Source organism: Proteus hauseri (genome assembly GCF_004116975.1).
GTDB lineage: Bacteria > Pseudomonadota > Gammaproteobacteria > Enterobacterales > Enterobacteriaceae > Proteus > Proteus hauseri.
Genome location: NZ_CP026364.1, coordinates 3,130,724 through 3,157,338 on the forward strand (window position 1 = coordinate 3,130,724; position 26,615 = coordinate 3,157,338).

A 26,615-nucleotide genomic window follows, 5' to 3' on the forward strand; every position below is an offset into this window, starting at 1 on the left:
AAACTATGTTGAATAACCGGGCGAGTAAAATCGGGGCCATCCTCTTGGCTCTTTTTTTTGTTCTTACCTACTTATTTCCATTGAACAGCCGGTTATTATGGCAGCCAGATGAAACTCGTTACGCGGAAATTAGCCGCGAAATGGTGGTGAGCGGGAACTGGATTGTTCCCCATATGCTGGATATTCGCTATTTTGAAAAGCCTGTTGCAGGATATTGGATCAATAATATTAGCCAAGTTATTTTTGGTCATACTAATTTTGCTGTGCGCTTTGGTTCCGTTATCTCTATTCTTTTAAGCACATTACTTGTTTATTTATTAGCTAGAATGATGTGGCGTAATCGCCAAGTTGCCTTTGTTTCTAGTTTAATTTATTTATCAATGTTCCTTGTGTTTAGTGTTGGTACATATAGCGTACTTGATCCTATGCTTGCCCTTTGGGTAACAGCAAGTATGGTTTGTTGTTTTTGGGCATTGAAAGCAACTACAGTTAAAACACGAATACTGGCGTGGATAACCCTTGGTTTAGCTTGTGGTATGGCCTTTATGACTAAAGGCTTTTTGGCATTAGCCATACCAGTTATCGTTATGGTTCCTATTACGCTTTACCAACGGCGCTTTGTGCAAATGCTTTTGTATGGCCTACTTGCAGTATTAGGTGCTGCATTAATTAGTTTGCCGTGGGTTTTGGCAATAGCTAAGGCTGAACCTGATTATTGGAATTATTTCTTCTGGGTTGAGCACATTCAGCGTTTTTCTGGCGACGATGCTCAACACAAAGCACCAATTTGGTACTATATACCAGTGGTCATATTAGGTGTTATTCCTTGGCTTGGGTTGTTACCAGGTGCACTTATTAGCGCATGGAAGAAAAAACGTAAGCGTCCTGAGTTATTCTTTTTACTCTGTTGGTTTGTTGTTCCATTCCTATTTTTTAGTATTGCAAAGGGTAAGTTACCAACGTACATGTTGCCTTTTATGGCACCCCTTGCGATGTTAATGGCAAAATATGGTGTTGATTGCGCGAGAAAGTTCAGAATGAAAGCGCTGAGAGTCAATGGCTATATTAATATCTTTATTGGTGTTGCTGTCGTTATTGCTATTTTGGTGATTCAATTAATATCTTCTAAACCTATTTATATGCCTTATGAGTGGTCTAAATGGGTATTAGCAATAGTGGCTTTCTCTTTATGGGGCATTATTGGGTATTTATGTTCAACTCTTAATGGTAAACATTGGTTGTGGGCGGCATCTTGCTCATTAGGCGTCAGTTTATGTATTGGACAAGCGATTCCTAATAGCAGCGTAGATGGTAAATTACCGCAAGAATTTATTCGCCAAAATATTAATACACTAAAATCTAGCCAATATGTTGTAAGCAGCAGTGTGGGTGTTGGTGCTGGTTTAGCATGGGAATTACAACGTAGTGATATTTATCTATATGAAAGAACTGGTGAATTAACCTATGGTGTTAAGTACCCTGATTCGCAACATCGTCTGATTAAACCAGATAATTTTGCTCAATGGTTAGAAACGGCAAGAAAAGAAGGTAATGTTTCTGTTGTTGTAACATTTAAAGATCCTAAAACATTAGCGAAATTCCCAAGACCTGAAGAGTTGGTAACAAACCAGAGAATAGCAATATTAACTTATGAGAAACGAGAGTGATGTCATTTGTTTTATTGCTAATTGTTAGTTTGTTAACTTGTATTGGACAAGTCTGTCAAAAACAAGCTGTTGTAAGTTGGCAAAGTAACTCAACCATAAAAGCCAGAAAAACGATTTTCTGGCTTATTGTTGCGATAGCAATGTTAGGCTTTGGTATGTTGTTCTGGCTGCGATTATTACAAATTTTGCCACTGAGTATTGCTTATCCGATGCTAAGTATTAACTTTATTGTTGTTACCCTAATAGGGCAGTTTATTTATAAAGAACCAGTGAATACTAAGCATTGGATAGGAATTGCTTCAATTATGTTGGGTATCGTGTTGATGAGTACGCAGCCATGAAGGGGTATCTATGGGCTATTGCTAGTGCGCTATTAGTAACAGCAGCTCAATTACTATTAAAAATAGGAATGTCGAGACTACCAGAATTACAGTTGGAAAAGCAGTGGTTTGATTTTTCATGGTTATGGGCAAATGTTGGATCTTTAAGTATCGTATTTGCTGGCCTTGTGGGATATGTATTATCAATGGTGTGTTGGTTATTCACATTACGAACAATACCTTTAAATAAAGCGTATCCACTCATTAGTTTAAGCTATGTGTTTGTTTATATTCTCGCAGTTGCATTGCCTTGGTTTCAAGAAACACCGTCATTAACAAAAACGTTAGGTATTGTGTTTATTATGATTGGCGTTTGGTTGATTAGTCAAAAAACAAAAGAAACCACAAAATCCCCCTAAATATTTTCACGCTATTTATGAATAATATCTCTCATTGTGAGTTATTGTGCTATTAGCTAGTGAGTTATTATACTTCTATCTTCAATAGCTTGTTTTTGTTTGTAAAAACAGATAAATTTTAAAGCCTACTGCGATTATTATGGTGAATGCAATGAGAAAGTCAGTTTTTTATCCTTTCTTACTCTGTATTATCCTTTTGGCTGGTTGTTCCTCTAGCCCTTCTAAACGCATGCCTCCAGCTCCACCATTAAAAACACAGCTTTCTGATCCTATTATGGTTATTGTTCAATTAAAGTCGCAATTAGAACAATGGTATGGCACACCTTATCGGTATGGTGGAATGAGTCCTTCAGGAATTGATTGCTCTGGCTTTGTTTATAAAACTTATAGTGATCGTTTTGATATTCAGCTTCCACGTATGACGATTGATCAAACTAAATACGGTACACAAATTAATAAAAATGATTTGATGCCAGGTGATTTAGTTTTCTTTAAAACAGGTGGGGGTGAGAATGGGCTTCATGTTGGTATTTATGATACTGATAATACCTTTATCCACGCATCAACAAGTAAAGGGGTGGTCCGCTCATCGCTTGACAACGTTTATTGGAAAAAGACTTTCTGGCAGGCTCGTCGTTTGTAATTTTGTGCCATTGAGACGCTAACTCTATGAGTGTTATGGTATCTTATACCTTATTTTCTTCTTATTAGGTACTCCTTATGTCAGGCAAATTGCGACTGCTAATTTCTGATTCTTACGATCCTTGGTTTAACCTTGCCGTTGAAGAGTGTATTTTTAGACAAATGCCCGCAGAACAACGAGTTTTATTTCTTTGGCGTAATGATAATACTGTGGTTATTGGTCGCGCTCAAAACCCTTGGAAAGAGTGCAATACACGTAAGATGGAAGGCGATGGTGTGAAATTAGCGCGTCGTTCAAGTGGTGGTGGTGCGGTTTTTCATGACTTGGGAAATACGTGTTTTACCTTTATGGCCGGTAAGCCGGAATATAATAAAACTATTTCAACACAAATCATTCTTGATGGGCTAGCAAAAGCAGGAGTTAATGCGATAGCTTCAGGGCGCAATGATTTAGTCGTTTCTCATAATGATAGTGAGCGAAAAATATCAGGCTCTGCTTATAAAGAAACTAAAGATCGTGGTTTTCATCACGGTACATTATTGATTAATGCGGATTTATCGCGCTTAGCAAATTATCTCAATCCAGATCCTAAAAAGCTTCAAGCTAAAGGCATTACTTCTGTGCGCTCCAGAGTAACAAATATTATTGAATTAAAGCCTGAGATAACGCACGAGCTACTTTGTAAAACAATTACTGAAAGTTTTTTTGAATATTATGGTGAAACAGTGGATGCAGAAATCATCTCGCCACAAAAATTACCTGATTTACCTGGATTTTCTGAGACATTTGCGAAACAAAGTAGTTGGGAATGGAACTTTGGGCAAGCGCCCGCATTTTCTCATTTACTTGATAATCGTTTTAAATGGGGTGGTGTTGAGCTTCATTTTGATATTGAACGTGGCAATATTATTAAAAGTCAGATCTTTACAGATAGTTTAGATCCTGCACCTTTAGAAGTACTTTCTGAAATGTTAGTAGGGCAACGCTATTCGACAGGTTCACTAAAAGAGCTTATTGAGCAACTGAAGGTGGAGTTTCCACAAAACAGTATTGAGTTAGATGAGCTTAAACAGTGGTTAATAAGTGCAATTGCCTAAAACCAATGATAGTTAAATCAGATAAAAAACCAGTTTTTGTATTAGCACAAACGCTGGTTTTTTTATGCGACAGTAGCGGGTGACAAAATAGTTTTAGTGATCCTGACATGACATAAAGCAATGAGTATCAGGCATTTGACCATTTTCTCTAAACTTAGCTGGCGTAGTATTAAAATGCTTTTTAAAGATACGAGTAAATGTTGCTTGAGAACTAAAGCCATACATTAAAGCGATATCTAAAATAGGCATCTCTTTTTCTTGTAATGATTTAGCCGCTTCTAATAAACGACGTTTACGAACATATTCGCCTAAAGTACAACCTTTAAAATCTTTAAAAATACGTTGCAAGTGCCACTTAGAGTAACCACTTTTATTTGCAATCGTATCAATTTTTATGCCTTCGTTTCGCTGTAACTGCGTTTCCAGCCATTTAAGAATATCATTAACGACATTTTCAGCCATAAAACCTCCCACAAATAAGGTGGGGACACAGTGCCCAATTAATAGAATAGTAACGTATGTTATTTATAACCTATTTTAAGCATGGAGAGAATAACTGGTAGGCAAAAAGTGCTTTTCGTTATTGATAATCATTATCACAGCGATAGGGAAAAACAATAAATAGTCTAATAAAGATAATTAGTGAGCCGTTTTGATAAATAATATTAATTTTATCGACTTTTATTTTATTGAATTTATTAAATTATTTTCAGGTTTAATGTGCTGTTATGGTTATAAATTATGATATTGTTATATTATAATGTTTAAATCATAAGCTAATCATTGATTAAGGTGTATTTAAAAGTCAATTTACTTAATTGCAGGTATAAATATATAGTTTAATTATTTTAATCAATTAGCGTAGAGTTACTTACGGTGAAAAACTTAATTAAATATGTACTTATTATATAAAAAAACCATTACTTAAGGTGAGTTGTAAGTAATGGTTTAGAGTATTAACGTTTTATTGCTTCTATGGTATTAGGGACACAAAAAAACTTGGGGATGTGATAATTCAGGGTGAATACCAACATTTACATCAGCACCATACCAACTTTGAATATTATCAGCAGTTAATACTTCAGCAGGTGTTCCTTCACAAGCAAGTTTACCTTGATGTAATAATAAGATCCTATCGGCATAAAGTGACGCTAAATTAAGGTCGTGAAGTACACAGCACACCATTAAATTTTGAGTTTTTGCCAGTTGTTTTAATAATCGTAAGCTATGTTGCTGGTGGTAGAGATCTAACGCAGATGTTGGCTCATCAAGAAATAATACGGCCTTTTGAGGAGAAGGATGCCATAACTGTGCAAGTACTCTAGCAAGCTGTACACGTTGCTGTTCACCTCCTGATAGTTGGCGATAATCTCGATTTTTAAATTTTAAACAATCTGTTTGTAGCAGAGCTGTTTCTACAGCGATCTGCTTATTTTGTTGTCCATGAGGCGTTCTTCCCATAGCGACAACCTCTTCGACAGAAAATGAAAATGAGAGTTGGCTATTTTGGCGCATTACAGCACGATTTTGTGCTAATGCTCGGCTATTCCACTGTGTGTATGTTTTGCCTTTAAAATAGCATTCGCCTTGCGTTGGTGAAGTATATCCCGTTAATAAACGTAATAAGGAGGATTTACCAGCGCCATTAGGCCCAATGATGGCAACTAATTCACCACTATCAAGTGATAACGAAACATCATTAATAATTGTTTTATTACCAATTTGATAGGTTAGGCTTTTTCCATAAAGTAGTGGCATTTTTTCTAATGGTTTCATTACATTCGTCCTGCTGGTTGTCTTAAGATAAGCCAAAGGAAATAGGGACCTCCGATTAATCCTGTAATTAATCCAACAGGTATTTCAGCAGGAGAAACTAATGTTCTTGATAAAGTATCAGCAGCAAGTAAAAGTGTTGCTCCACCTAAAATAGTGGCTGGAAGTAGCCAAACATGATTACTGCCTATTCTCATACGTATAAGGTGCGGTACAACTAATCCAATAAAACCAATTACTCCACTTAGTGCGACAGCACAGCCAATAAGAATGGCGCTTAGCAGCAAAAGAATAAACTTAGTTCTTCTTACATTTAATCCTAAATAATGTGCTTCTTCATCACCCAATTGGAGTAAGTTTAGTTTATGACTTTGCCAACAGGCTAAAATACTAACAGGAATGATCACTAGAGTGGCTATAGAGAGTGTTTTCCAATCAATCTGGCTAAGAGATCCCATCATCCATAATGAAAATTGGCGAAGTTGTTGATCGGTACTGATATAACTTAATACACCAATAAAAGACATACAGAGCGCATTTATCGCGATCCCAGCCAATAATAATCGAGCTAAATTTCCATCACTTAATTGATGAAGAGAAAAAATAATCATAGCGACAATTAGGCCACCAATAAATGCAGCAATAATATGGCTATAAAAAGAGAATGCGGGAGAAAAAGAAAATGGCAAAATAATAACGATAGCGACCATTAAAGCGGCGCCACTGCTAATACCAAGAAGACCCGGATCGGCAAGTGAATTTCTAAATAAACCTTGCATTATTGCGCCAGAAATAGCTAATGCGCCACCGACAAGAATAGCTAATAAGACACGAGGTAAGCGAATATCTAGCCAGATTTGCCATTCCATATCATCAAGAGACTTATGCCAAAGTGTATTAAATGAGAGCGCTAAGGCACCACTATTGACAGAAATTAAGGTAACCACGGTAAGTAATAGCAATAAAGCAAGAATACCTATCCACGGAGAGCGAAAATGAACCATTATTGCTCCAATACTTGACGAATTTGATGCATTACTTCTGGTGTAGAAAGTGTAAAGCCCAGTAGTCCCATATCATTAACAACCACGTAGTGTTTATTTTTACCTGCTGGTGTGTATTTTATGCCAGGTAATTCCCACAATTTATCTATTCCACCAATGGTTTTAAGCCCTTCGGTGGTGACTAATAAAATATCGGGTTGGCTAGCAATCACACCTTCTTGAGAGAGAGGACGATAGCTAGTAAAACCTTGCATGGCATTTTTCCCTCCCACTAGTGTAATTATGGTATCAGCTGCGGTATTTTGCCCAGCAGCCATTGGAACAACACCACCATGACTCATAATATAAATCACTTTTTTGTCTATTGGTGTTGTTGGAATTTTGGCTATAGCTTGATTAATCTTTTGTTTTAATTGATTACCTTCTTCTGGTTTATTGAGTAAGTCAGAAATAGTTTCTATTTTTTGGTTAATGGCTTCTAAACTGTGTATCCCTGTTATCGTTTTTACGGGTACACCAGCTGCTTTAATACGACGTAAAGCGAGTGATGGACGAGCTAACTCACTGGTAATAATCAGGGTTGGTTTTACAGAAAGAATACCTTCAGGGCTTAACATACGCATATAGCCAACATCAGGAAGTGCTTTAACACTTTCAGGTACTAAGCTTGTGCTATCGCGGGCAATAACTTGTTCGCCAGCACCCAGTGCAAAAACAATTTCTGTAATATCACCACCAATAGTTACGATACGTTCAGCCGCAGATGTTGTAACGGTAGTGAGTAAACACAGGGTGAATAGAAGCCATTTTTTCATTAGTTTATTCTCCGATTACACAATTTTGGCGAGAGTATTAACTTGTTCACGCCATTGTTGTTGCTCAGCGGTTCCTTCCGTACGTTGTCCATAAAGTTGAGCAATTTGCTGACCTTTGTTATCAAAGATCTCTAAGCTAGTAACAAAACCATCTTGGGTTGGTTTACGAGTGATCCAGCTTTCTGCAATTTTGCTTTCGATAACATGTAATGTAAATGCAGGATTAAATACGTTAATCCAGACTTGATCACTATTTTCAAACTGATGGGGTACTAAGCGGTCTATCGTACCCGTAAAAATTTGCACACAACCACGGCTACCAACAAAGATCATAATTTCATTTTGGGCTTCTTTGGCCTGTTCTAGTAATATTTTTAGTGCACTATTGTCTACTTGGTATGCTAAATCATCGCTAACGGCTTTAAAGGCTTGTTGTCGGCTGAGATTGTGTTCTTTTAATAATTTGAAAAATTGATGTACATCTGTCATTGAACGCCATTGTTGCTCAAGTTGTTGAGCGAGTTCGTCATTTACAGAAGTATCAGTAAAAGGTTCCACAGGGGTGATATCTAAGACTGGGTTTTCTTCTAATAAAAACATTTGAATAAGCGCTTCCCACTCATCCATATTGGTATTATCAGTGACGTAGACTTTATGTAATGCATCACCATGCATATCAAAAAACTGAATACTATGGCGAGGGCCTTTGGCAGTTTCTTCAGTTAATGAAAAAATACTTTTCCAGTAAGAGAAAAAGAAACGTAAATCAAGTTCACGAGGGTTGAGGATCAATCCTGCGTGATCATTAAAACGTGCATTGGTATATTCACCAAGATGCTCATGAACGGCGATATCGTTGCGAGTAATGGCTTTTACTTCACCGACTTTACCTAATGCGGTTAGAAGATCACGTACATCATTGCGTAGACGTTTTGCATCATGACCAACACGAGCATGAGTTAGTTGTGCTTCACTAACATTTAAATAAGCGGCTAAATCACGAGCATAAGGTGCTTTTTTATCCGCTTTTGCTTGCAGGTAGCTCTCATAAAGAGATGTATTCACAGAAACTCCTATTATATTGTTTATTTTAGTAATAATTAAAACTGATAACTCATTAGTACTTTTGCGTTACGACCTTCTTGGGGAATACCAGCAGAAGAGTAGTAAGTTTTATCAAAAGTATTACTAAGTACTATCGATGTTGTTAGTCCTTTAAGAGAGGCATCACCTTCATATCGAAGATAAAAATCGTGAACCGCATAACCTGCTTGTTGATTATTGGCTGGCCGATTAAAACGGTTTGTTTTCGTAAAATCTGTATGTTTGGTAAATTGGCTTAACCAACCGGCAGAAATGTGTGAGCTTGGTACAGGTATATCAAAACGGCTTGTTAAAGTATCTGGTTCAACTGAGATGATAGATGCATTTGTTGCATTATCTTTCCCTTTTGTATGGTTATAGGCTAAGTCCCAATTAAAGTAGTGCGACTCATAATTCATAGAAACATCCCACCCCCAAATAGTTGCTCTTGAAATATTTGCAGATTGTGTATATCCCTGAAATATCGCGACATCTGCATCAATATAATCTTTTGCTCGTGTATTGAAATGGGCGATTTTAATTTTCAGATTATCATTATTAGATAATAAGTCGTCGAATTGAAAACCGAATCCATATTCAGTTGTTGAATTGGTTTCGGGCTTTAAATTAGGATTTGGTCGCCAATAGTTAGTGGGTGCACCAGAGAAGGGTGCATCAAAATGTTTTGAGTCGTTATACATTTCACCCAAAGTCGGGGCGCGAAAAGCTTGTGAATAAGACGAGTAAAGCATTAGCCAATCTGTTGGCGTAACGCTGATAGCGCCTTTTGATGACCATTTATTGGCGCTGATATCATCATAACGATCATTTTGGCTTTTATATTTGTCAAAACGTGTACCAATTATTAATGAAACAGGTAGATCACGTAGTGTCATTTCATCTTGCAGCCAACCAGACATAAAACGAATATCTGCTTGAGGGAAACTTTCTGTATTTTGGCTAGGATCCTGTTTTTGTTTGTAAATTTCACTACCATAAGTAAAACTATGAGCAGCAAAACTATGTAATCCAAGATTTGAGCGATTTTCTAGTTTTATGCCATAAGTCTTTTGTTGACGACCCTCGAGTCCGTTTTGTGTTGTTTTTGCATTAATATCAATTTCATTGTAATAAGCCTGCGTTTTCACATTTAGCCAAGGTGAATTTGCAGGATTATATTGATAGGTAATTTGCCCATCTTTTTGAGTTGTTGTTCGATCAGTTTGTACATTAGCCATAGAGGCGTTACTTGCGATTTGAGGATTTTTAGGTTGATTAGTATCGTTATGGTAATAGCGTAATTGCCCACTCAATGAGTTTTCATTATCAATAAGCCAACGACCTTTTGATAAAAGATTAAACACTGTTTCATCGTTTTGAGCACGATAGCCACCGCCATAACGAATATCACCTTTATCGCGAGCCGAAAAAGCGATAAGTCCATCTAAATTATCTTGGCGGCCAAAAGCAGTAACACCAAAACCTTGGCTATGCTGAGCTGTATTACCTAAACCAATAACTCGAACACCACCACGTTCCTTTTGTGATAATAAGTCACTTGCATTAACTGTGTCATAAGCTATAACGCCACCTAATGCACCACTGCCATATAATAAAGCAGAAGGGCCTCTAATCACTTCAACTTGTTTAATAAGTAATGGGTCAATAAAAATACTGTCTATATGTCCTGTATCAGTTCCTTGGCGTATACCATCTACCAGCGTCAAAATGCCATTTTTATCATATCCACGCATACTAATAGTTTCTCCATTAGTACGTCCTGCACCAGAGATAGAAATGCCTGGTAAATGGCGAAGCAATTCTGTAGCGCTGCCTGCTGTTTCTGATAATGCGGTATTATTTTTAATTACCGTAGACATCATTGGAAGTGAGAAGCTATCTCTTTCATTACCTGTCGCATAAACCGTAAGGACTTCTGTTTTTTTCTCTGTATTCGTTTGCTGTGTTTCTTGCGCGGTTGCATAACTAGATGAAATCGCTAATGCAAGCAAACTGAACTTGATAAAACGCGGTGATTGAGACATGCAGATGGATCTCCGTAGATTTTAATGGGCTGCTAAGCAGCCCTTTGTTATGTAAATCATTGCTCTTTTTCTACCAGTGATAACTGACGGACATTTTTATATTTCGTCCTTCTTTTGGCACACCCATCGCTGAGAAATACTCATAATTAAAGGCGTTAGCGAGTACCAAAGCAGCTTGGATATTTTTATTTTTTTGCGATAGATAACTGATTGAAAAATCGTGAATGCCATAACCTGGATATTGTTGAATAAGCTCTTGCATTCGGTTTGTTGTTTTTCCTTTTACATGCGGTGCGCGACCTTTATGAGTTCCTTTATTGTCTGTCGCACTCGCAAATTGTCCTGACCAAGTTAATGTAAATGGTGTTTTGATAACGGGAATAGAAATAAAGGTGGTAAGTATTTCAGGGCGAACTGGCGAGATAGTTTCGTGTGTCGTTAACTCTAGGGTTTTAGTTCGGTTATAGTTTAAACCCATTGAAAAATAAGGGTGTGTATAACGTAAGCTAATATCAATACCATCAATTAATGCTTTAGGGATATTGAAAGCTTGTAAGTTAAGCATTCCTGCTAGCGATTTTTCATGCCAAGGGCCATAAGTGATGTAGTCTTTTGAGTCCGTATCAAAATAAGCGGCATTTATAGATAACTTATCTTGTTTAGTGAGTAACTCTTGAAATACAAGTTGACCGCCATATTCCCAAGTCCTATTTTTTTCAGGTTTTAAATTAGGATTAGGTACCCAGTGTGCTGATGTTGTACCAAAAAAGCCCATTCGCATTTTAAAATGTAGAGAATCATTAAACATTTCACTAAGAGTCGGTGCTCGGAAAGCGGTTGAATATGAGGTATAAAGTTGCAACCAATCTGTTGGTGAAAAAGTTACTTTTACGTTTTCTGATGTTCCTTGATAGCTTGCTTTATGTTTTGATGCAATTAGTTGATCCGATTCAAATTTATTAAAAAATGAATTGAGTTCTTCATGAGGATTATTTTGGTAATAGTGATAGCGAATACCTGCCGTTAACGAAAGAGGAAGTAACGGTGTGCTAAGTGTATTTTGCAACCAACCTGCAGCATAATTCATTTGGGCTAAAGGAAAGTTTTTTGCTTTTTCATTGGATGTCATTTTCTGTTGGTAAGTTTCAGTACCAACAATAAATGAATGCTTGATGATATTTAGATAATCAGCATAAGCTTGGTTTTCTAATTTCAAACCATAAGTCATTTGCGTACGATTTTCATCAACACCCATCTTTCCCATCTCATTATTTTTTAATTGGTTTTCTGTTAATGAGGTATCGGTTAAGAATAGTTGGTTTATATCAAACTGAGAATAATAAAGATGCGTTGTGAGATCTAACCATGAATTTGTTTCTGGTGCGTAATGATGAGTAATGGCGTAATTTTTTTGCTGTGTGTGACGAATGACTTGGTTACTGTCATTTTTACCATAACCCCCCATTCGATGTAATACTTCACGCTGTTCACCATGATTATCGTAATAACGAGCAGAAAAAATAAAAGTTTGGTTTTCTGTTGGATATAAATAGGTTTTAGCAAAAACGTTTTTAACGTGTTCGTGATTAGCCATTTTTTCGCCATCAGCAAGACGAATAGGCCCACGTTGGCGTTGACTATAAGCGATTAAACCTTCTGCAATATCATGTCTAGCAGCAATAATACCGCCATAAGTAAAGTGTTTATCGGCAGATGAAACAGAAGTAAATAATTTAGCACTGAGATTTTTATCTTGAGTAAGTAGTGAACGAGGATCGATAGTTTGAAATGACACTACTCCCCCCATTGCGCCTTCGCCATCTAATACGGCGGATGAACCATGTTTAACTTTAACGCGCCGTATAAGGGCAGGGTCGATAAAGACCCCTCCCAAATTGTTCATTGTATTTTCAAGAGGTTGCTGAATACCATCAACTATTATTTTTACGCCTTTTTGATCATAGCCACGTATAAGAAGATTGGCGCCATTTGTTACACCAGTACCTGATAACGTTACACCTGCAACTTCTTTTAGCATTTCACCCGTTGTAGAGGCGGTTTGAGCTTTAGCTGAGATGGTATCAATTGTTGAATGAAATTCGTGATTTTTGTCTTGTGTTGAGCTAATAACAGTGAGAGTGTCCTTGTCACTATTTTTAAGCTGTGTAATGTGTGCAAAGGTAATAGGGGTATATAACAGACAAAACGCTGTTGCTATCCCTGTAAATTTGAAATGTTTTTTCAGCATGCACATACTATAAATATCCATAAAAATTCCTTGTATATGGAGTTCTTTAGCTGGCTGCCTAAAAGATTAGGTGGCTTGCAAGTTATTGTTAAAAACTATTTTGTCAGGATTAATTTTCCTGCTTTGGTTTGGCGTAGTTGATATAACTCTCCGCTGTGTTGAATATAAACCACACCATTTTCACCCAATAATTCAAAGCTATTGATAGATTGAATTATTGAAGAACAATCTTCACGTTTTAATAAAGAGTTCGTTAAATTATCTGTTTTTTTATTCATCAGGTAGTTAAGGATGATAAGGGTTATTATTATGATAATCATTATCGTTAACAAATGTGTTTAGACAAGCTTTTTTTAACTTAAATAGGTAAATTTAAGTCATATTGCGAGTAGCTAAGTTATATCAGATGAAAATTAAAGCAGTTTTGCTTATTTGATGGGATGTTGTAAAACAAAAGGAGAGCTAAGCTCTCCTTCAAATAATAAGTGTGATAATAATAAATACTGTTTATGGTTATTTAAAACGGCTATCAACAGCTTGAGCAAGTAGTGCTAATAATTGTTCAGTATCATCCCAACTTAAGCATGGATCTGTAATGGATTGACCATACACCAACGGCTTGTCATGAGAGACTTTTTGTGAGCCTTCTTGTAAAAAACTTTCTGCCATTACACCCACAATTGCTTGAGAACCATCGATGATTTGTTGACCAATGTTACGCGCTACTTCAAGCTGACGACGATGAATTTTTTCACAGTTGCCATGACTGAAATCGACGATTAAATGCTCGGGTAGATCAAGTTGTTTTAGTGCATCAACAGCATCAGCAATATCACTAGCATGATAGTTAGGTTTTTTACCCCCACGCATAATGATATGACCATATGGATTGCCGCTGGTTTGATAAATAGTCATTCGCCCATTTTTATCTGGTGATAAAAATGTGTGGCCAACCCTTGCTGCTCGAATAGCATCTATCGCGATACGTGTATTACCATCTGTGCCATTTTTAAATCCGACAGGGCAAGAAAGTGCTGATGCCATTTCACGATGAACCTGGCTTTCTGTGGTTCTTGCACCAATAGCACCCCAGCTGATTAAATCAGCAATATATTGACCCGTTACCATATCAAGAAATTCGGTTGCTGTTGGTAGCCCAAGTGCATTGATTTCAATTAGCAACTTACGAGCAATACGAATACCTTCGTTTACATTACAAGAGTGATCAAGATAAGGATCTGAAATTAGACCTTTCCAACCAATTACGGTACGTGGTTTTTCAAAATAGGTTCTCATGACGATTTCTAAGCGGTCATGAAAACGTTCTTTTTGCTGATAAAGCTTTGTTGCATATTCTTTGGCGGCTTTAGGATCATGAATAGAACATGGACCAATAATCACTAAAAGTCGTTTATCTTCACCAGTGAGAATAGCTTCAATTCGTTTACGGGCAGACGTAATATTGTTGATAATCTCTTCAGAGATCGGGAACTCTTTAGATAAAGTTTCCGGCGTCACCAGACTGTCTAAAGCCTTTGTCCGTAGTTCGTCTGTTTTTAACATAATTCATCTCAATAAAAATACAGGGTACAGCTACCCAGTGATTAAGATCACAATAAACGAAACTCAGCCAATTTCAACAAGGTTATCAGTGAACTGCTAATAAAAAATGCGGTTTGACACTAGAACATTCTTCTAGCTAATCCCATAGAATCTATTACCTTGGTCGAAATTTCTTCAACAGAGTAGTTTGTTGTGTTGAGATATGGAATGTTATTTTTTCTAAATAAAGCTTCAACTTCAGCTAACTCAATTCGACATTGGCGAATTGACGCATAACGGCTATTTTCTCGGCGTTCACTACGAATGGCGGCTAAACGCTCTGGTGCAATAGTTAAGCCAAATAATTTATGTTGATACTCTTTTAATTCAGCGGGTAATTTTAAGAAGTCCATATCATCAGCTGTAAAAGGGTAGTTGGCAGCTTGAATGCCAAATTGCATTGCTAAATATAAGCTGGTGGGTGTTTTGCCACAGCGCGAAACACCAATTAAAATAACTTGTGCTTGATCTAGGTTTCGTAAAGAGATGCCATCATCATGAGATAAAGTGTATTCAATGGCTGCAATACGCGCATCATATTTACTGAGATTTTTTTCGGTTAAACCGTGGGTTTTATTTAATTTAGGTAAAGCCTGGATCCCTATTTCTTTTTCAAGTGGTGATACAAGAGATTGAACTATATCTTGGCAAAAGCCTTCGCTGTTATTTATTATTTGTTTTACTTCTGGGCTAATAATAGAATAAAACACCAGAGGTTTAGCTCCGCTCTTTTTATAAATTTCAGAGATCTTCTGTTTTATTTCTTCAGCTCTTTCTATAGTCGATACAAAAGGTAATGTATAACTTTTCATTTTTAATGGAAATTGAGAGAGTACGGCATGTCCTAAAACTTCGGCTGTTATGGCTGTGCCATCAGAGATAAAAAAGACTGTTCTATCAATAGGTTCATTATTATCGCAATTAATGGAATTCAAGCTTAATATCATAACTCTCACCTTTTTTTAGCTGAATTAGCAAATCAGACAACATTATCTATAACATTTTTAATGATTATAAAGGATAAAAAAATAAAGTTTTCTGGTTGATCGATTCACCTTTCCATATTCCCTATAACATTGTGTTACGCTTATTTATGTTGTCGTTTTGGCAGCGGGTTTTTCTTTTTTTTTCTCTCTCTCATAATTGTTTAAAAAAGGATTGTTCTCAATGTCCAGCAATAGCCTCACCCCGTGCAATGTACTTTGGTATAACCAATTGGGTATGAATGACGTTGATCGAGTTGGTGGGAAAAATGCTTCCCTCGGTGAAATGATCACAAATCTAGCAGAACTGGGTGTATCGGTTCCTAATGGGTTTGCTACCACAGCGCAAGCGTTTAATGATTTTCTGGAACAGAGTGGCATCAATCAACGTATTTATGAATTGCTTGATACGGTTGATGTTGATGATGTTAACCAACTGGCGCAAGCGGGTAATCAAATTCGTCAGTGGGTTATTGATACTCCTTTTACTCCTCAGTTTGAAAAAGATATTCGTGATGCTTATCAAACCTTAAGTGAAGGTGAATTAGCCGCTTCATTTGCGGTGCGTTCATCTGCAACAGCAGAAGATATGCCAGACGCTTCTTTTGCGGGTCAACAAGAGACGTTTTTAAACGTTCAAGGTATTGATGCTATTTTAATCGCCATCAAACACGTATTTGCCTCATTATTTAATGATCGCGCAATATCCTATCGTGTTCACCAAGGTTATGATCATCGCGGCGTTGCTCTTTCTGCCGGTGTTCAACGTATGGTGCGTTCTGATTTATCCTCTTCTGGTGTCATGTTTACTATTGATACTGAATCAGGTTTTGATCAAGTTGTCTTTATCACATCAGCTTATGGTTTAGGTGAAATGGTTGTTCAGGGCGCAGTTAACCCTGATGAGTTTTATGTACATAAACCAACCTTAGAGAAAGGGCGTCCATCTATTGTTCGTCGTAATCTCGGTTCGAAAAAAATTCGTATGGTTTACGCAGACAGCATTGAGCATGGTAAACAAGTCCGTATTGAAGATGTGCCAGAATCATTACGCAATCGTTTCTCTTTGACCGATGATGAAATTCAAGAGCTTGCTAAACAAGCTGTATTAATTGAACGTCATTATGGGCGCCCGATGGATATTGAGTGGGCAAAAGATGGACACAATGGTCGTTTATACATTGTGCAAGCTCGTCCAGAAACCGTGCGTTCTAACCAACAAGTAATGGAACGTTATCAGCTCAATGAAAGCGCACCAGTTATTGTTGAAGGTCGTGCAATTGGTCACCGCATTGGTAGTGGTACAGTAAAAGTCATTCATAACTTGAATGAAATGGACAGAATTGAAGCCGGTGATGTGCTAGTGACCGACATGACAGACCCAGATTGGGAACCTATCATGAAAAAAGCCGCTGCAATTGTCACTAATCGCGGCGGTAGAACTTGTCATGCGGCAATTATTGCGCGTGAATTGGGTATTCCTGCGGTTGTTGGTTGTGGTGATGCAACAGAATGTATTACAGAAGGGCAAGTGGTTACTGTTTCTTGTGCTGAAGGTGATACGGGATTTGTTTACGATGGCAAACTGGATTTTTCTATTCAGAGCTCCGCAATCGATAACATGCCTGATTTAGACCTGAAAATCATGATGAACGTGGGTAATCCTGATCGTGCATTCGATTTCGCTGGGTTACCAAACGATGGTGTTGGCCTTGCTCGTTTAGAATTTATTATCAATCGTATGATTGGTGTACATCCTCGTGCGTTATTGGAATACGACGATCAAACAGAAGCCCTAAAAGCTGAAATCAATCAAATGATAGCGGGTTATGAATCTCCTGTTGAGTATTACATTAGTAAATTAACGGAAGGGATTGCCACACTGGCAGCCGCATTCTGGCCTAAGCGCGTTATTGTTCGCCTATCTGATTTTAAATCTAACGAATACGCCAACTTAGTCGGTGGAGATCGTTATGAGCCAGATGAAGAGAACCCAATGTTAGGCTTCCGTGGTGCTGGACGTTATGTTTCTGATGATTTCCGCAGTTGTTTTGCTTTAGAGTGTGAAGCAGTAAAACGCGTACGTAATGATATGGGATTAGATAACGTTGAAGTGATGATCCCATTTGTGCGCACTGTACGCCAAGCTGAAGAGGTAATTGACGAATTAGCAGCTAATGGCTTGAAACGCGGCGAGAATGGCTTAAAAGTGATTATGATGTGTGAAATTCCATCAAATGCTTTATTAGCCGATCAGTTCTTAGCGCATTTTGATGGCTTCTCTATTGGTTCTAATGATATGACTCAGCTGACGCTTGGCCTTGACCGCGATTCTGGTGTTGTCTCTTCATTGTTTGATGAACGTAATGATGCGGTAAAAGCATTATTATCAATGGCAATTCAATCTGCTAAGCGTAATGGCAAATATGTGGGTATTTGTGGTCAAGGACCTTCTGATCATGAAGATTTTGCCCAATGGTTAATGGAAGAGGGAATTGATAGCTTGTCTCTGAATCCAGATACTGTAATTAAAACTTGGGTGAAATTAGCGCAAGAAAATTAATAGATTTACTCATAATAAAAAGCTCACATAATAATGTGAGCTTTTTTTATACAATAATAAATCGTAGGCAAAAAAAAAGCCTATCATGGGCTGACAGGCAAAGACTACACACAGCAATATTTTATATTCTTTAATCTTGCTTTTTAATCTATTAATATAATAAGCAAAATCATTAATTCAGTAAAACATTCGTTTCGTTGATATTTATATTAAGAGAAATGCGTTAATTATGCTCTAAGAATTATCTCAATAAAAAGATTATTAGTATATTTAAAATTGAATATAACCTGCTGGTAACAAACAGGTTTAAAAAAATAAAAAATGTTTCAAAATGTAAGTATTAATAAATAAATTACTCTTAAATTGATAATCTTTATTAAAGTTTAACCTATTATATATAGTGTATGTAAGTATCAACCCTTACATACACTATTATTATCTTAATCTTTTGCAATAAAGTTTTTATTCATAAACTCTACTGTTTCTGATAAATCAGGATTAGGTTTTGGTACTTCGTTAATCCATCCATTTAATAAACTATGACCCACCGCAAGAACAACTGGACCAATAAATAAACCAATCATACCTAAAGTTAAAATTCCACCAATAACGCCAGTAAGAATAAGTACCATTGGTAAATCTGCTCCCATTTTTATTAGGTAAGGTCGTAATACACCATCCATAGTGGCAACAGTACCGCCCCAAATAACCATGACTATTCCCCATGTTGTATCGCCAGTCCAGAATAACCACAACACAGAAGGAACAAGCACCAATAACGGGCCAATTTGCGCTAAGCAGCAAATAAACATAATAACGGTTAATACGGTTGCATAAGGCACGCCAGCTACCGCAAGACCAATTCCACCTACAATCGCCTGAATTAACGCTGTTAATACCACGCCGAGTGCTACTGCACGAATAGACAAAGACGCTAATACAATGGCAGCATCACCACGTTGTCCTGCTAGACGCACTGCAAAATGACGTAACCAACTTACAACGTTTTCACCTTGTAAAAAGAGCAAACCAGAAAACAGCAACATAATGGCTAAGTGAAGTGCAAAACGGCCGATATTTAATGCTTGTGCAAAAAACCAGTTAGCGGCTTGGCCAACATAAGGCTGTATTTTAGCAATGAGAGCATTACCCCCAGAAACCAAAATAGAATGCCAAGTGTTATAAAGCGTATCGCCAATCATCGGAATATCATTTAGCCAAAGTAATTGAGGCGGTTGAATTTCTGATGGAGATTTAGCGAGTTCAATAAGCGGTGCGCTGTTATCAATCACACTACTAATGAGTAATACGATAGGAATGACGAAAATAAGTAAGATAAGGATCATCATTATCATGGTCGATAACCAACGATATTTTACTTTTTTCTCTAAAATAATCAGTAACGGCCATGTGGCAACAACGATCATTCCTGCCCAAATAAAGCCAACAATAAATGGATTCAAGATCCAAAAGCTAGCGATAATAAAGAAAGATATAAAAAGAACGGTGAATAAAACTTTGGGTATATCTGTATGGAACTGCGTTTTTTCCATGATTTTAAATCCCTACACGAATAAAAATGCTAAAAGCAGATGAATAAACATGGCAAATATCATGTTGTTTATATCACTACGCAATTTGCCAGAATTGTATGATAAGGTGAACAGGTATCGGTCTGAAAGTACAAAAAAGCATATGTATTTTTGGGCATACCTTGAGATGATTTTATATTAAGCAATGTGGACAATTAGATTAAAGAGCTATAACAAATGATCCCACGTATATCGCAAGCACCGCAAGTAAGCGAACTCACAACTGAATTTTTAAAAATACTCCGACAAAACGGATTCACTGGTGATATCTCTAGCTCTTATGCAGATAGACTCACTATGGCAACAGATAATAGTATTTATCAGCTATTACCGCAGGCAGTCATTTTTCCTCGTTCTACGGCCGATGTTACCATTATAGCGCGTTTAGTCGATGAACCTCGTTTTCATTCACTCTCTCTTACACCAAGAGGCGGTGGTACTGGCACTAATGGGCAGGCATTAACTGACGGTATTGTGGTGGATTTATCTCGCCATATGAAGCGTATTATTGAAATTAATCCACAAGAGCGTTGGGTCAAAGTAGAAGCGGGGGTGATAAAAGATGAGTTAAATCTTTTTTTAAAACCTTACGGCTTCTTTTTTGCACCAGAGCTTTCGACAAGTAATCGTGCAACTCTTGGCGGAATGATTAATACGGATGCCTCAGGACAAGGTTCTATGGTGTATGGTAAAACCTCAGATCATGTTTTAGGTGTTAGAGCTGTTTTATTAGGTGGAGAGCTACTTGAAACTCGGGCAATGGATACCGAATTAGCGGAGACTATTGCCAAAGAAAGCTCTGTAATAGGCCATGTTTATCGCACCGTGTTATCTCGTTGTAAAGAGCAGAGAAAGCTTATTTTAGATAAATTTCCTAAGCTAAACCGTTTTTTAACGGGCTATGATTTACGTCATGTTTTTAGTGATAACATGAAACGTTTTGATTTAACTCGCATTTTAACCGGTTCAGAAGGTACGTTAGCTTTTATTACCGAAGCAACGCTTGATATAACACCTATTCCTAAACAACGCAGTTTAGTGAATGTAAAATACGATTCGTTTGATTCAGCACTGCGTAATGCGCCATTTCTAGTGAAAGCTAATGCGCTTTCAGTCGAAACCGTAGACTCTAAAGTTTTAAACCTGGCACGAGAAGATATCGTTTGGCATTCAGTAAAAGAATTAATTACTGATGTACCAAATAAAGATATGCAAGGGCTTAATATTGTTGAGTTCGCAGGTGATGATGAAGTGTTAATCGCCTCGCAGATAACCTCGCTTTGTCAGCGTTTAGATACATTAATGAATAACCAGCAAGGCGGTGTAATAGGTTATCAAATTTGCGATAACTTAGATGAAATCCATCGTATTTATGGTATGCGAAAAAAAGCTGTGGGTTTACTAGGAAATGCAAAAGGGCAAGCAAAACCAATTCCTTTTGTTGAAGACACCTGTGTACCACCAGAACATTTAGCTGACTATATAACGGAATTTAGAGCATTACTTGATAGCCACCAGCTTAATTATGGCATGTTTGGTCATGTTGATGCGGGGGTGTTGCATGTTCGTCCGGCGTTAGATATGTGCGATCCGCAACAAGAGTTGTTAATGAAATCGATTTCCGATGATATCGTTGCTTTAACAGCAAAATATGGCGGATTACTATGGGGTGAGCACGGAAAAGGCTTTAGGGCGCAATACAGTCCAGAATTTTTTGGTAAAACGCTGTATCACGAACTTCGTCAAATAAAAACGGTGTTCGATCCTCGAAATCGACTTAATCCGGGTAAAATTTGTCCGCCATTGGATATTGATGAGCCAATGAAACAAGTTGATACGATTAAACGAGGTACTTTTGATCGCACTATTCCATTATCCGTACGCCAAGATTTTCGTGGTGCTTTAGAGTGTAATGGTAATGGTTTGTGCTTTAATTTTGATGCTAAAAGTCCAATGTGCCCATCGATGAAAATTAGCGGGCAACGCATCCATTCACCTAAAGGTCGTGCTGCATTAGTAAGAGAATGGTTGCGTTTATTAACTGAGCAAGGTGTTAGCCCTAAACAGTTAGAATCAAGTCTGGTAAACAATAAACCGAGTTTGCGTGGTTTAATTGAGAAAACCCGCAATACATGGAAAGCCAAACGCGGTGAATATGACTTTTCACATGAAGTTAAATCAGCAATGAATGGTTGTTTGGCATGTAAAGCTTGTTCTACGCAATGTCCGATTAAAATCGATGTTCCAGCATTTCGTTCTAAGTTTACTGAGCTGTATCATCAGCGCTATTTGCGCCCATTAAAAGATCATATTGTGGCTAATGTTGAATTAACCACGCCACTAATGGCAAAAGCACCCGCATTTTTTAACTTTTTTATGAAACAGCCTTTAGTGCAAAAAATCAGTAAACATACTATAGGTATGGTAGATTTACCGTTACTTTCAACACCAACATTGAAACAGCAATTAGCGGGTCATAATGCTTTAGATATGACGTTAGAAGATTTAGAACGTTTATCAGATAAGCAACGTAGTCACCATGTGCTGGTGGTGCAAGATCCTTTTACCAGCTATTACGAGGCTAAAGTTGTTGCTGATTTTATTAAATTGATTGAAAAAATTGGTTTTAAACCTGTATTACTGCCGTTTTCGCCTAATGGTAAAGCACAGCATATTAAAGGTTTTTTACAGCAGTTTAGTAAAACAGCACAAAAGACCGCGACTATGCTCAATCGCGTTGCGAAGTTAGGTATTCCAATGGTTGGTGTTGATCCTGCATTAGTACTCTGTTATCGCGATGAATACCGTGAAATATTGGGTGATGATGCACGAGGAGACTTTAATGTTCAATTGGTGCATGAATGGTTAAGTAAATTAGTTAGTGAGCCAATTGAAGTGCGAAATGACGCTGAAAAATGGTATCTTTTTGGCCACTGTACAGAAGTCACCGCATTGCCCCAAAGCATGAAACAATGGCAGATAATTTTCCAACGTTATGGGCAGCAACTTGAGTTTGTGAGTACTGGTTGTTGTGGAATGGCGGGAACTTATGGACATGAGCTAAATAACTATGAAAGCTCGCTGGGAATTTATCAGCTTTCATGGGGAATAGCGCTAAAAACATTGCCCACAACACATTGCTTAAGCACAGGTTACTCTTGTCGGAGTCAGGTAAAACGTATTGATAATATTACGTTAAAACATCCTTTACAGGCACTTTTGGAGATTATGCCATGATATGGAAACGAGAAGTAACGTTAGAGCAGCTCAATCAAATTGGTCAGAACAATATGATGAGTCATCTTGGCATTGAATTAACCTATCTTGGTGATGATTATCTTGAAGGGACTATGCCTGTTGATCATCGTACTAAGCAGCCATTAGGTTTATTGCATGGTGGTGCTTCGGTGGTTTTAGCTGAAACCTTGGGGTCTGTTGCTGGTTATCTGTGCACGCAAGGGGAACAGAAAATTGTGGGTTTAGAAATTAATGCTAACCATATTCGTTCTGCTAGAGAAGGTAACGTTAGGGGGGTTTGTAAACCTATTCATTTAGGTCGCTCTCATCAAGTTTGGTCAATAGAAATATTTGATGATGAAAATCGTCAAGTTTGTATCTCAAGATTGACGACATCGGTTATTGCTTAAAAATATTATTTATTAACGCACAAAGAATATAGTTATCTTTGTGCGTTTTTTATTAGTAAAAAATAAATTTAAGAGAGGAAATTATTCTTTATTTAAAATTTATTTTTAATGATAATCATTACCTTCATGTTATCTCCACTATGGAAATTTAAGAAAATAATAATGTTAACTATTTCAAGATTTAAAACAGTAATAGTATTAATGACCAGTTTATTACTGAGTGCTTGTGATAATAACTCTACAATCAGCACGAGTAAAAAAATCGCTGATTATCCTGTTCAAGGAATATCAGGATTTAATATTCATTATCCAACTTCATTTTCAATGAATAAAAAAGACACCGAACACTATTTTCAATTATTACCTGACTATGTTCAGGATGTAACAACAGAAATGTTGGTTTATAAATCAGAGCCTATTTGCAATTTGACCGAAGTTCGTCTGGCTTATTTTAAAATGAACGAAATAATGACTTACGATATTGATTCAGGTGCTCAAGGAATAGTTGATAACATCGCGTTATTAGATGGGATGAAAGAAATATTTACATCAATAAAACCATTAGATATTTCAGGTTTTCAAGGCCGCCATGTTTTTTTTGAAGGGAAAATGGCGCAGGAAAATGTTAGTTATGAGGGTATATTAGTTGCTGATACAAAAACAAACCGTGTATGGCAGTTGCAATTTATCGGTGATGTAAACAGCCAATCAAATCGTGAAAAACATCGTCAACTTCTTGAATGCACAAGTGAATATGTTAATTCGATTACTATCGAAGAATAAGTTAAAACAGCACACAATCCAATAAGAGATAATCACAAAGGTGATGATATCTTATCCATCAAATAGGAGGCATAGAAAGAAAACTAAAACTATTTTTTAGTACCTCTTTTTATGCTTTTTTCTCTACATTTCAGTAATAAACATATAAAGTGTATTTATATTGCAACTTTTATGCGTATTGTGCGAAATAAAAAGATAATTCAAAGTTTTATTTTTGTGATGAAAAACATTAAAGTGATATATTACAAATGGTTAGTTATTATCTTTAACTGGTTAAACTCAAAAATAGAACAAAAAATAAACATATCTGTAATATCCTTTCAAAAAACATGGTTGAAGTGATAAGGGTTATCATTACCATTAGAGTTGGGAAAGATATTATTCTCCTTTTGAAATGAGGTCAGTAATGACAAACAATGTTGAAACTTTTTCTCTTAACGACACAACATGGCAAGGTATTGTGCTAACGGATAATGCCGCAAAACATATTTGTCATTTAGTAGAGAAAAACCCTGATAGTCAGGGACTTTCCTTAAGTATCAAACCCTCTGGTTGTACAGGGTATGGCTATGTTATTGAATTAGCCGCAGGCCCAACTGAAGATGACATTGTTTATGAACACAATGGTGCAAAACTATTTGTTTCACTAAAAGCAATGCCATTTATTGATGGTTTGGTTGTCGATTATGTCCGTGAAGGACTCAATCAGATGTTTAAATTTAATAATCCTAAAGCTCAAAATGTCTGCGGATGTGGTGAGAGCTTCGGGGTATAACATAGTGAAGTCAGATTATGTCTCAGAGCAATGTTGAAATAGGTGATGAAGTTCAGGACTGGCTGAGCTCACATCAATATAAAGAAGGTTTTTATACCGATATATCGACAGATACCCTTGAGAAAGGGCTAAACGAAGCCGTTGTACGTGCAATATCGGCAAAAAGAAATGAACCTGAGTGGATGCTTGAATTCCGGCTTGATGCTTATCGCCATTGGTTAGAAATGGAAGAGCCTCATTGGCTTAAAGCGGATTATCCTTCTTTGAATTATCAGGATTATAGCTATTATTCAGCCCCATCGTGTAGCTCATGTTGTGCTAATGGTAGCTGTGCGGGTGGCTCTAATGAAGCTGTCACAAGTGATAAGCAAGCGGCTCAAGATTACCTTACCAAAGAAGTCGAAGATGCATTTAATCAGCTTGGGGTGCCAGTAAGAGAAGGGCAAGCGGTTGCTGTTGATGCTATTTTTGACTCCGTTTCTGTTTCTACTACTTATCGTGAAGAATTAGCTGAACACGGTATTATTTTCTGTTCGTTTAGTGAAGCCATTCAAGAATATCCTGATTTAGTTCGCCAATACCTTGGCACCGTAGTGTCTAGTCACGATAACTATTTTGCGGCATTAAACGCAGCTGTCGCCTCTGATGGCACCTTTGTTTATATTCCAAAAGGCGTGCGTTGCCCGATGGAATTATCCACTTATTTTCGTATTAATTCGGCACAAACAGGTCAGTTTGAGCGTACGATTTTAGTGGCTGATGAAGGTAGTTATGTCAGTTATATCGAAGGTTGTTCAGCCCCGGTACGTGATACTTATCAATTACATGCAGCTGTTGTAGAAGTTATTATTCATAAAGATGCAGAAGTAAAATATTCCACCGTACAAAACTGGTTCTCAGGCGGTGATAGCGAAGGTGGTATTCTTAACTTCGTCACCAAACGTGCTATTTGTGAAGGCGAAAACGCCAAAATGTCATGGACACAATCTGAAACTGGTTCGGCTATTACATGGAAATATCCAAGTGTGATCTTAAAAGGGGATAATTCGACTGCTGAATTTTTCTCTGTTGCGTTAACCAATGGTAGCCAACAAGCAGATACGGGAACGAAAATGATCCATATCGGCAAAAATACCAAATCAACTATTATCTCTAAAGGTATTTCTGCGGGTAAAAGCCAAAACAGTTATCGCGGGTTAGTCAAAGTGCTTCCTTCTGCGAAAAATGCACGTAACTTCACACAATGTGACTCTATGTTAATTGGAACACAATGTGGTGCGCATACTTTCCCTTATGTAGAAGTGATGAATAACTCAGCACAGCTTGAACACGAAGCGACAACGTCACGTATTGGTGAAGACCAACTATTTTATTGTCGTCAGCGTGGTTTAAGTGAAGATGATGCAATCTCAATGATTGTGAATGGATTTTGTAAAGACGTATTCTCAGAATTGCCGCTGGAATTTGCTGTAGAAGCACAAAAATTATTAGCAATCAGCTTAGAGCACAGCGTAGGTTAAGTATTAACGCATTTCTGGGTGTATCAATACCGAAGG

General features: G+C 37.2%; 22 protein-coding genes. 11 read left to right on the forward strand and 11 right to left on the reverse strand.

Annotated features, from left to right (window positions below):
• The first annotated feature begins 5 nt into the window (after window positions 1–5).
• The 5 genes from arnT (at window position 6) to lplA (ending at window position 4,146) form a co-directional block, all read left to right on the forward strand.
• Window positions 6–1,667 (forward strand): lipid IV(A) 4-amino-4-deoxy-L-arabinosyltransferase, encoded by a 1,662-nt coding sequence (arnT, locus tag PH4a_RS14265; protein ID WP_129040645.1) that lies wholly within the window; start codon window positions 6–8, stop codon window positions 1,665–1,667.
• Window positions 1,667–2,008 carry a 4-amino-4-deoxy-L-arabinose-phosphoundecaprenol flippase subunit ArnE gene (gene arnE / locus PH4a_RS14270; RefSeq protein ID WP_129041931.1) on the forward strand — a complete coding sequence of 114 codons (342 nt, stop codon included), beginning with the start codon at window positions 1,667–1,669 and terminating at the stop codon, window positions 2,006–2,008. The genes arnT and arnE overlap by 1 nt, the downstream gene beginning before the upstream one ends.
• Window positions 2,005–2,406, forward strand: a complete 402-nt coding sequence (gene arnF / locus PH4a_RS14275; RefSeq protein WP_129040647.1) for a 4-amino-4-deoxy-L-arabinose-phosphoundecaprenol flippase subunit ArnF — start codon at window positions 2,005–2,007, stop codon at window positions 2,404–2,406. The genes arnE and arnF overlap by 4 nt, the downstream gene beginning before the upstream one ends.
• 151 nt (window positions 2,407–2,557) lie before the next feature.
• A complete protein-coding gene (locus tag PH4a_RS14280) occupies window positions 2,558–3,049 on the forward strand; it encodes an NlpC/P60 family protein (RefSeq protein WP_129040649.1) in 492 nt (163 codons plus the stop codon).
• Window positions 3,050–3,126: 77 nt separating this feature from the next.
• Entirely contained in the window at window positions 3,127–4,146 is a 1,020-nt protein-coding gene (lplA, locus tag PH4a_RS14285) for a lipoate--protein ligase (RefSeq protein WP_129040651.1), read from the forward strand.
• A 93-nt stretch (window positions 4,147–4,239) separates the two neighbouring features.
• Here the strand turns inward: lplA and PH4a_RS14290 are convergent, their stop codons facing one another.
• From PH4a_RS14290 to ppsR, 10 genes are all read right to left on the reverse strand, one after another.
• A complete protein-coding gene (locus tag PH4a_RS14290; RefSeq protein WP_064719722.1) occupies window positions 4,240–4,608 on the reverse strand; it encodes a helix-turn-helix domain-containing protein in 369 nt (122 codons plus the stop codon).
• Window positions 4,609–5,127: 519 nt separating this feature from the next.
• Complete coding sequence (locus PH4a_RS14295; RefSeq protein WP_129040653.1) at window positions 5,128–5,922, reverse strand: heme ABC transporter ATP-binding protein; 795 nt, start codon at window positions 5,920–5,922, stop codon at window positions 5,128–5,130.
• On the reverse strand, window positions 5,922–6,923 hold the full coding sequence (locus tag PH4a_RS14300) for a FecCD family ABC transporter permease (protein WP_129040655.1): 1,002 nt from the start codon (window positions 6,921–6,923) through the stop codon (window positions 5,922–5,924). Before PH4a_RS14300 ends, PH4a_RS14295 begins: the two co-directional genes overlap by 1 nt.
• Entirely contained in the window at window positions 6,923–7,738 is an 816-nt protein-coding gene (locus tag PH4a_RS14305) for a heme/hemin ABC transporter substrate-binding protein (RefSeq protein ID WP_129040657.1), read from the reverse strand. The genes PH4a_RS14300 and PH4a_RS14305 overlap by 1 nt, the downstream gene beginning before the upstream one ends.
• A 15-nt stretch (window positions 7,739–7,753) precedes the next feature.
• Complete coding sequence (locus PH4a_RS14310) at window positions 7,754–8,803, reverse strand: hemin-degrading factor (protein ID WP_129040659.1); 1,050 nt, start codon at window positions 8,801–8,803, stop codon at window positions 7,754–7,756.
• A 35-nt stretch (window positions 8,804–8,838) separates the two neighbouring features.
• Window positions 8,839–10,866, reverse strand: a complete 2,028-nt coding sequence (locus PH4a_RS14315) for a TonB-dependent hemoglobin/transferrin/lactoferrin family receptor (protein WP_129040661.1) — start codon at window positions 10,864–10,866, stop codon at window positions 8,839–8,841.
• Between the two features lie 70 nt (window positions 10,867–10,936).
• Entirely contained in the window at window positions 10,937–13,135 is a 2,199-nt protein-coding gene (locus tag PH4a_RS14320; protein ID WP_129040663.1) for a TonB-dependent receptor domain-containing protein, read from the reverse strand.
• A 74-nt stretch (window positions 13,136–13,209) separates the two neighbouring features.
• Entirely contained in the window at window positions 13,210–13,392 is a 183-nt protein-coding gene (gene hemP / locus PH4a_RS14325) for a hemin uptake protein HemP (protein ID WP_239994663.1), read from the reverse strand.
• 235 nt (window positions 13,393–13,627) lie between these two features.
• Window positions 13,628–14,677, reverse strand: coding sequence for a 3-deoxy-7-phosphoheptulonate synthase (locus PH4a_RS14330; protein ID WP_129040665.1), 1,050 nt, complete (start codon window positions 14,675–14,677; stop codon window positions 13,628–13,630).
• Window positions 14,678–14,796: 119 nt separating this feature from the next.
• Entirely contained in the window at window positions 14,797–15,663 is an 867-nt protein-coding gene (gene ppsR, locus PH4a_RS14335) for a posphoenolpyruvate synthetase regulatory kinase/phosphorylase PpsR (RefSeq protein ID WP_064719731.1), read from the reverse strand.
• A 220-nt stretch (window positions 15,664–15,883) separates the two neighbouring features.
• On the opposite strand from ppsR, the gene ppsA reads away from it, so the two are divergent.
• On the forward strand, window positions 15,884–18,262 hold the full coding sequence (gene ppsA / locus PH4a_RS14340) for a phosphoenolpyruvate synthase (RefSeq protein ID WP_129040667.1): 2,379 nt from the start codon (window positions 15,884–15,886) through the stop codon (window positions 18,260–18,262).
• Between the two features lie 440 nt (window positions 18,263–18,702).
• Here the strand turns inward: ppsA and ydiK are convergent, their stop codons facing one another.
• Window positions 18,703–19,815: an AI-2E family transporter YdiK gene (gene ydiK / locus PH4a_RS14345; protein WP_129040669.1), complete on the reverse strand. Its 1,113-nt coding sequence runs from the start codon at window positions 19,813–19,815 to the stop codon at window positions 18,703–18,705.
• Window positions 19,816–20,031: 216 nt separating this feature from the next.
• On the opposite strand from ydiK, the gene ydiJ reads away from it, so the two are divergent.
• From ydiJ to sufB, 5 genes are all read left to right on the forward strand, one after another.
• On the forward strand, window positions 20,032–23,091 hold the full coding sequence (gene ydiJ / locus PH4a_RS14350) for a D-2-hydroxyglutarate dehydrogenase YdiJ (RefSeq protein ID WP_129040671.1): 3,060 nt from the start codon (window positions 20,032–20,034) through the stop codon (window positions 23,089–23,091).
• Window positions 23,088–23,501, forward strand: coding sequence for a 1,4-dihydroxy-2-naphthoyl-CoA hydrolase (gene menI / locus PH4a_RS14355; RefSeq protein WP_129040673.1), 414 nt, complete (start codon window positions 23,088–23,090; stop codon window positions 23,499–23,501). The genes ydiJ and menI overlap by 4 nt, the downstream gene beginning before the upstream one ends.
• A 162-nt stretch (window positions 23,502–23,663) precedes the next feature.
• Window positions 23,664–24,284, forward strand: coding sequence for a hypothetical protein (locus PH4a_RS14360; protein WP_244212890.1), 621 nt, complete (start codon window positions 23,664–23,666; stop codon window positions 24,282–24,284).
• A gap of 406 nt (window positions 24,285–24,690) precedes the next feature.
• Window positions 24,691–25,059 (forward strand): Fe-S cluster assembly scaffold SufA, encoded by a 369-nt coding sequence (gene sufA / locus PH4a_RS14365; protein ID WP_064719737.1) that lies wholly within the window; start codon window positions 24,691–24,693, stop codon window positions 25,057–25,059.
• Window positions 25,060–25,076: 17 nt separating this feature from the next.
• Window positions 25,077–26,579 (forward strand): Fe-S cluster assembly protein SufB, encoded by a 1,503-nt coding sequence (sufB, locus tag PH4a_RS14370; protein WP_129040675.1) that lies wholly within the window; start codon window positions 25,077–25,079, stop codon window positions 26,577–26,579.
• Window positions 26,580–26,615: the final 36 nt, after the last annotated feature.

What these genes read in the sequence shown, in the direction of transcription:
- PH4a_RS14295 (WP_129040653.1), bottom strand. Translation starts at nt 5,922, where the DNA reads ATGAAACCATTAGAAAAAATGCCACTACTTTATGGAAAAAGCCTAACC.
- ydiK (WP_129040669.1), bottom strand. Translation starts at nt 19,815, where the DNA reads ATGGAAAAAACGCAGTTCCATACAGATATACCCAAAGTTTTATTCACC.
- ydiJ (WP_129040671.1), top strand. Translation starts at nt 20,032, where the DNA reads ATGATCCCACGTATATCGCAAGCACCGCAAGTAAGCGAACTCACAACT.
- arnT (WP_129040645.1), top strand. Translation starts at nt 6, where the DNA reads ATGTTGAATAACCGGGCGAGTAAAATCGGGGCCATCCTCTTGGCTCTT.
- hemP (WP_239994663.1), bottom strand. Translation starts at nt 13,392, where the DNA reads ATGAATAAAAAAACAGATAATTTAACGAACTCTTTATTAAAACGTGAA.
- PH4a_RS14305 (WP_129040657.1), bottom strand. Translation starts at nt 7,738, where the DNA reads ATGAAAAAATGGCTTCTATTCACCCTGTGTTTACTCACTACCGTTACA.
- PH4a_RS14290 (WP_064719722.1), bottom strand. Translation starts at nt 4,608, where the DNA reads ATGGCTGAAAATGTCGTTAATGATATTCTTAAATGGCTGGAAACGCAG.
- PH4a_RS14320 (WP_129040663.1), bottom strand. Translation starts at nt 13,135, where the DNA reads ATGGATATTTATAGTATGTGCATGCTGAAAAAACATTTCAAATTTACA.
- ppsA (WP_129040667.1), top strand. Translation starts at nt 15,884, where the DNA reads ATGTCCAGCAATAGCCTCACCCCGTGCAATGTACTTTGGTATAACCAA.
- menI (WP_129040673.1), top strand. Translation starts at nt 23,088, where the DNA reads ATGATATGGAAACGAGAAGTAACGTTAGAGCAGCTCAATCAAATTGGT.
- sufB (WP_129040675.1), top strand. Translation starts at nt 25,077, where the DNA reads ATGTCTCAGAGCAATGTTGAAATAGGTGATGAAGTTCAGGACTGGCTG.
- arnE (WP_129041931.1), top strand. Translation starts at nt 1,667, where the DNA reads ATGTCATTTGTTTTATTGCTAATTGTTAGTTTGTTAACTTGTATTGGA.
- PH4a_RS14330 (WP_129040665.1), bottom strand. Translation starts at nt 14,677, where the DNA reads ATGTTAAAAACAGACGAACTACGGACAAAGGCTTTAGACAGTCTGGTG.
- PH4a_RS14280 (WP_129040649.1), top strand. Translation starts at nt 2,558, where the DNA reads ATGAGAAAGTCAGTTTTTTATCCTTTCTTACTCTGTATTATCCTTTTG.
- PH4a_RS14315 (WP_129040661.1), bottom strand. Translation starts at nt 10,866, where the DNA reads ATGTCTCAATCACCGCGTTTTATCAAGTTCAGTTTGCTTGCATTAGCG.
- ppsR (WP_064719731.1), bottom strand. Translation starts at nt 15,663, where the DNA reads ATGATATTAAGCTTGAATTCCATTAATTGCGATAATAATGAACCTATT.
- PH4a_RS14360 (WP_244212890.1), top strand. Translation starts at nt 23,664, where the DNA reads ATGTTAACTATTTCAAGATTTAAAACAGTAATAGTATTAATGACCAGT.
- sufA (WP_064719737.1), top strand. Translation starts at nt 24,691, where the DNA reads ATGACAAACAATGTTGAAACTTTTTCTCTTAACGACACAACATGGCAA.
- PH4a_RS14300 (WP_129040655.1), bottom strand. Translation starts at nt 6,923, where the DNA reads ATGGTTCATTTTCGCTCTCCGTGGATAGGTATTCTTGCTTTATTGCTA.
- arnF (WP_129040647.1), top strand. Translation starts at nt 2,005, where the DNA reads ATGAAGGGGTATCTATGGGCTATTGCTAGTGCGCTATTAGTAACAGCA.
- lplA (WP_129040651.1), top strand. Translation starts at nt 3,127, where the DNA reads ATGTCAGGCAAATTGCGACTGCTAATTTCTGATTCTTACGATCCTTGG.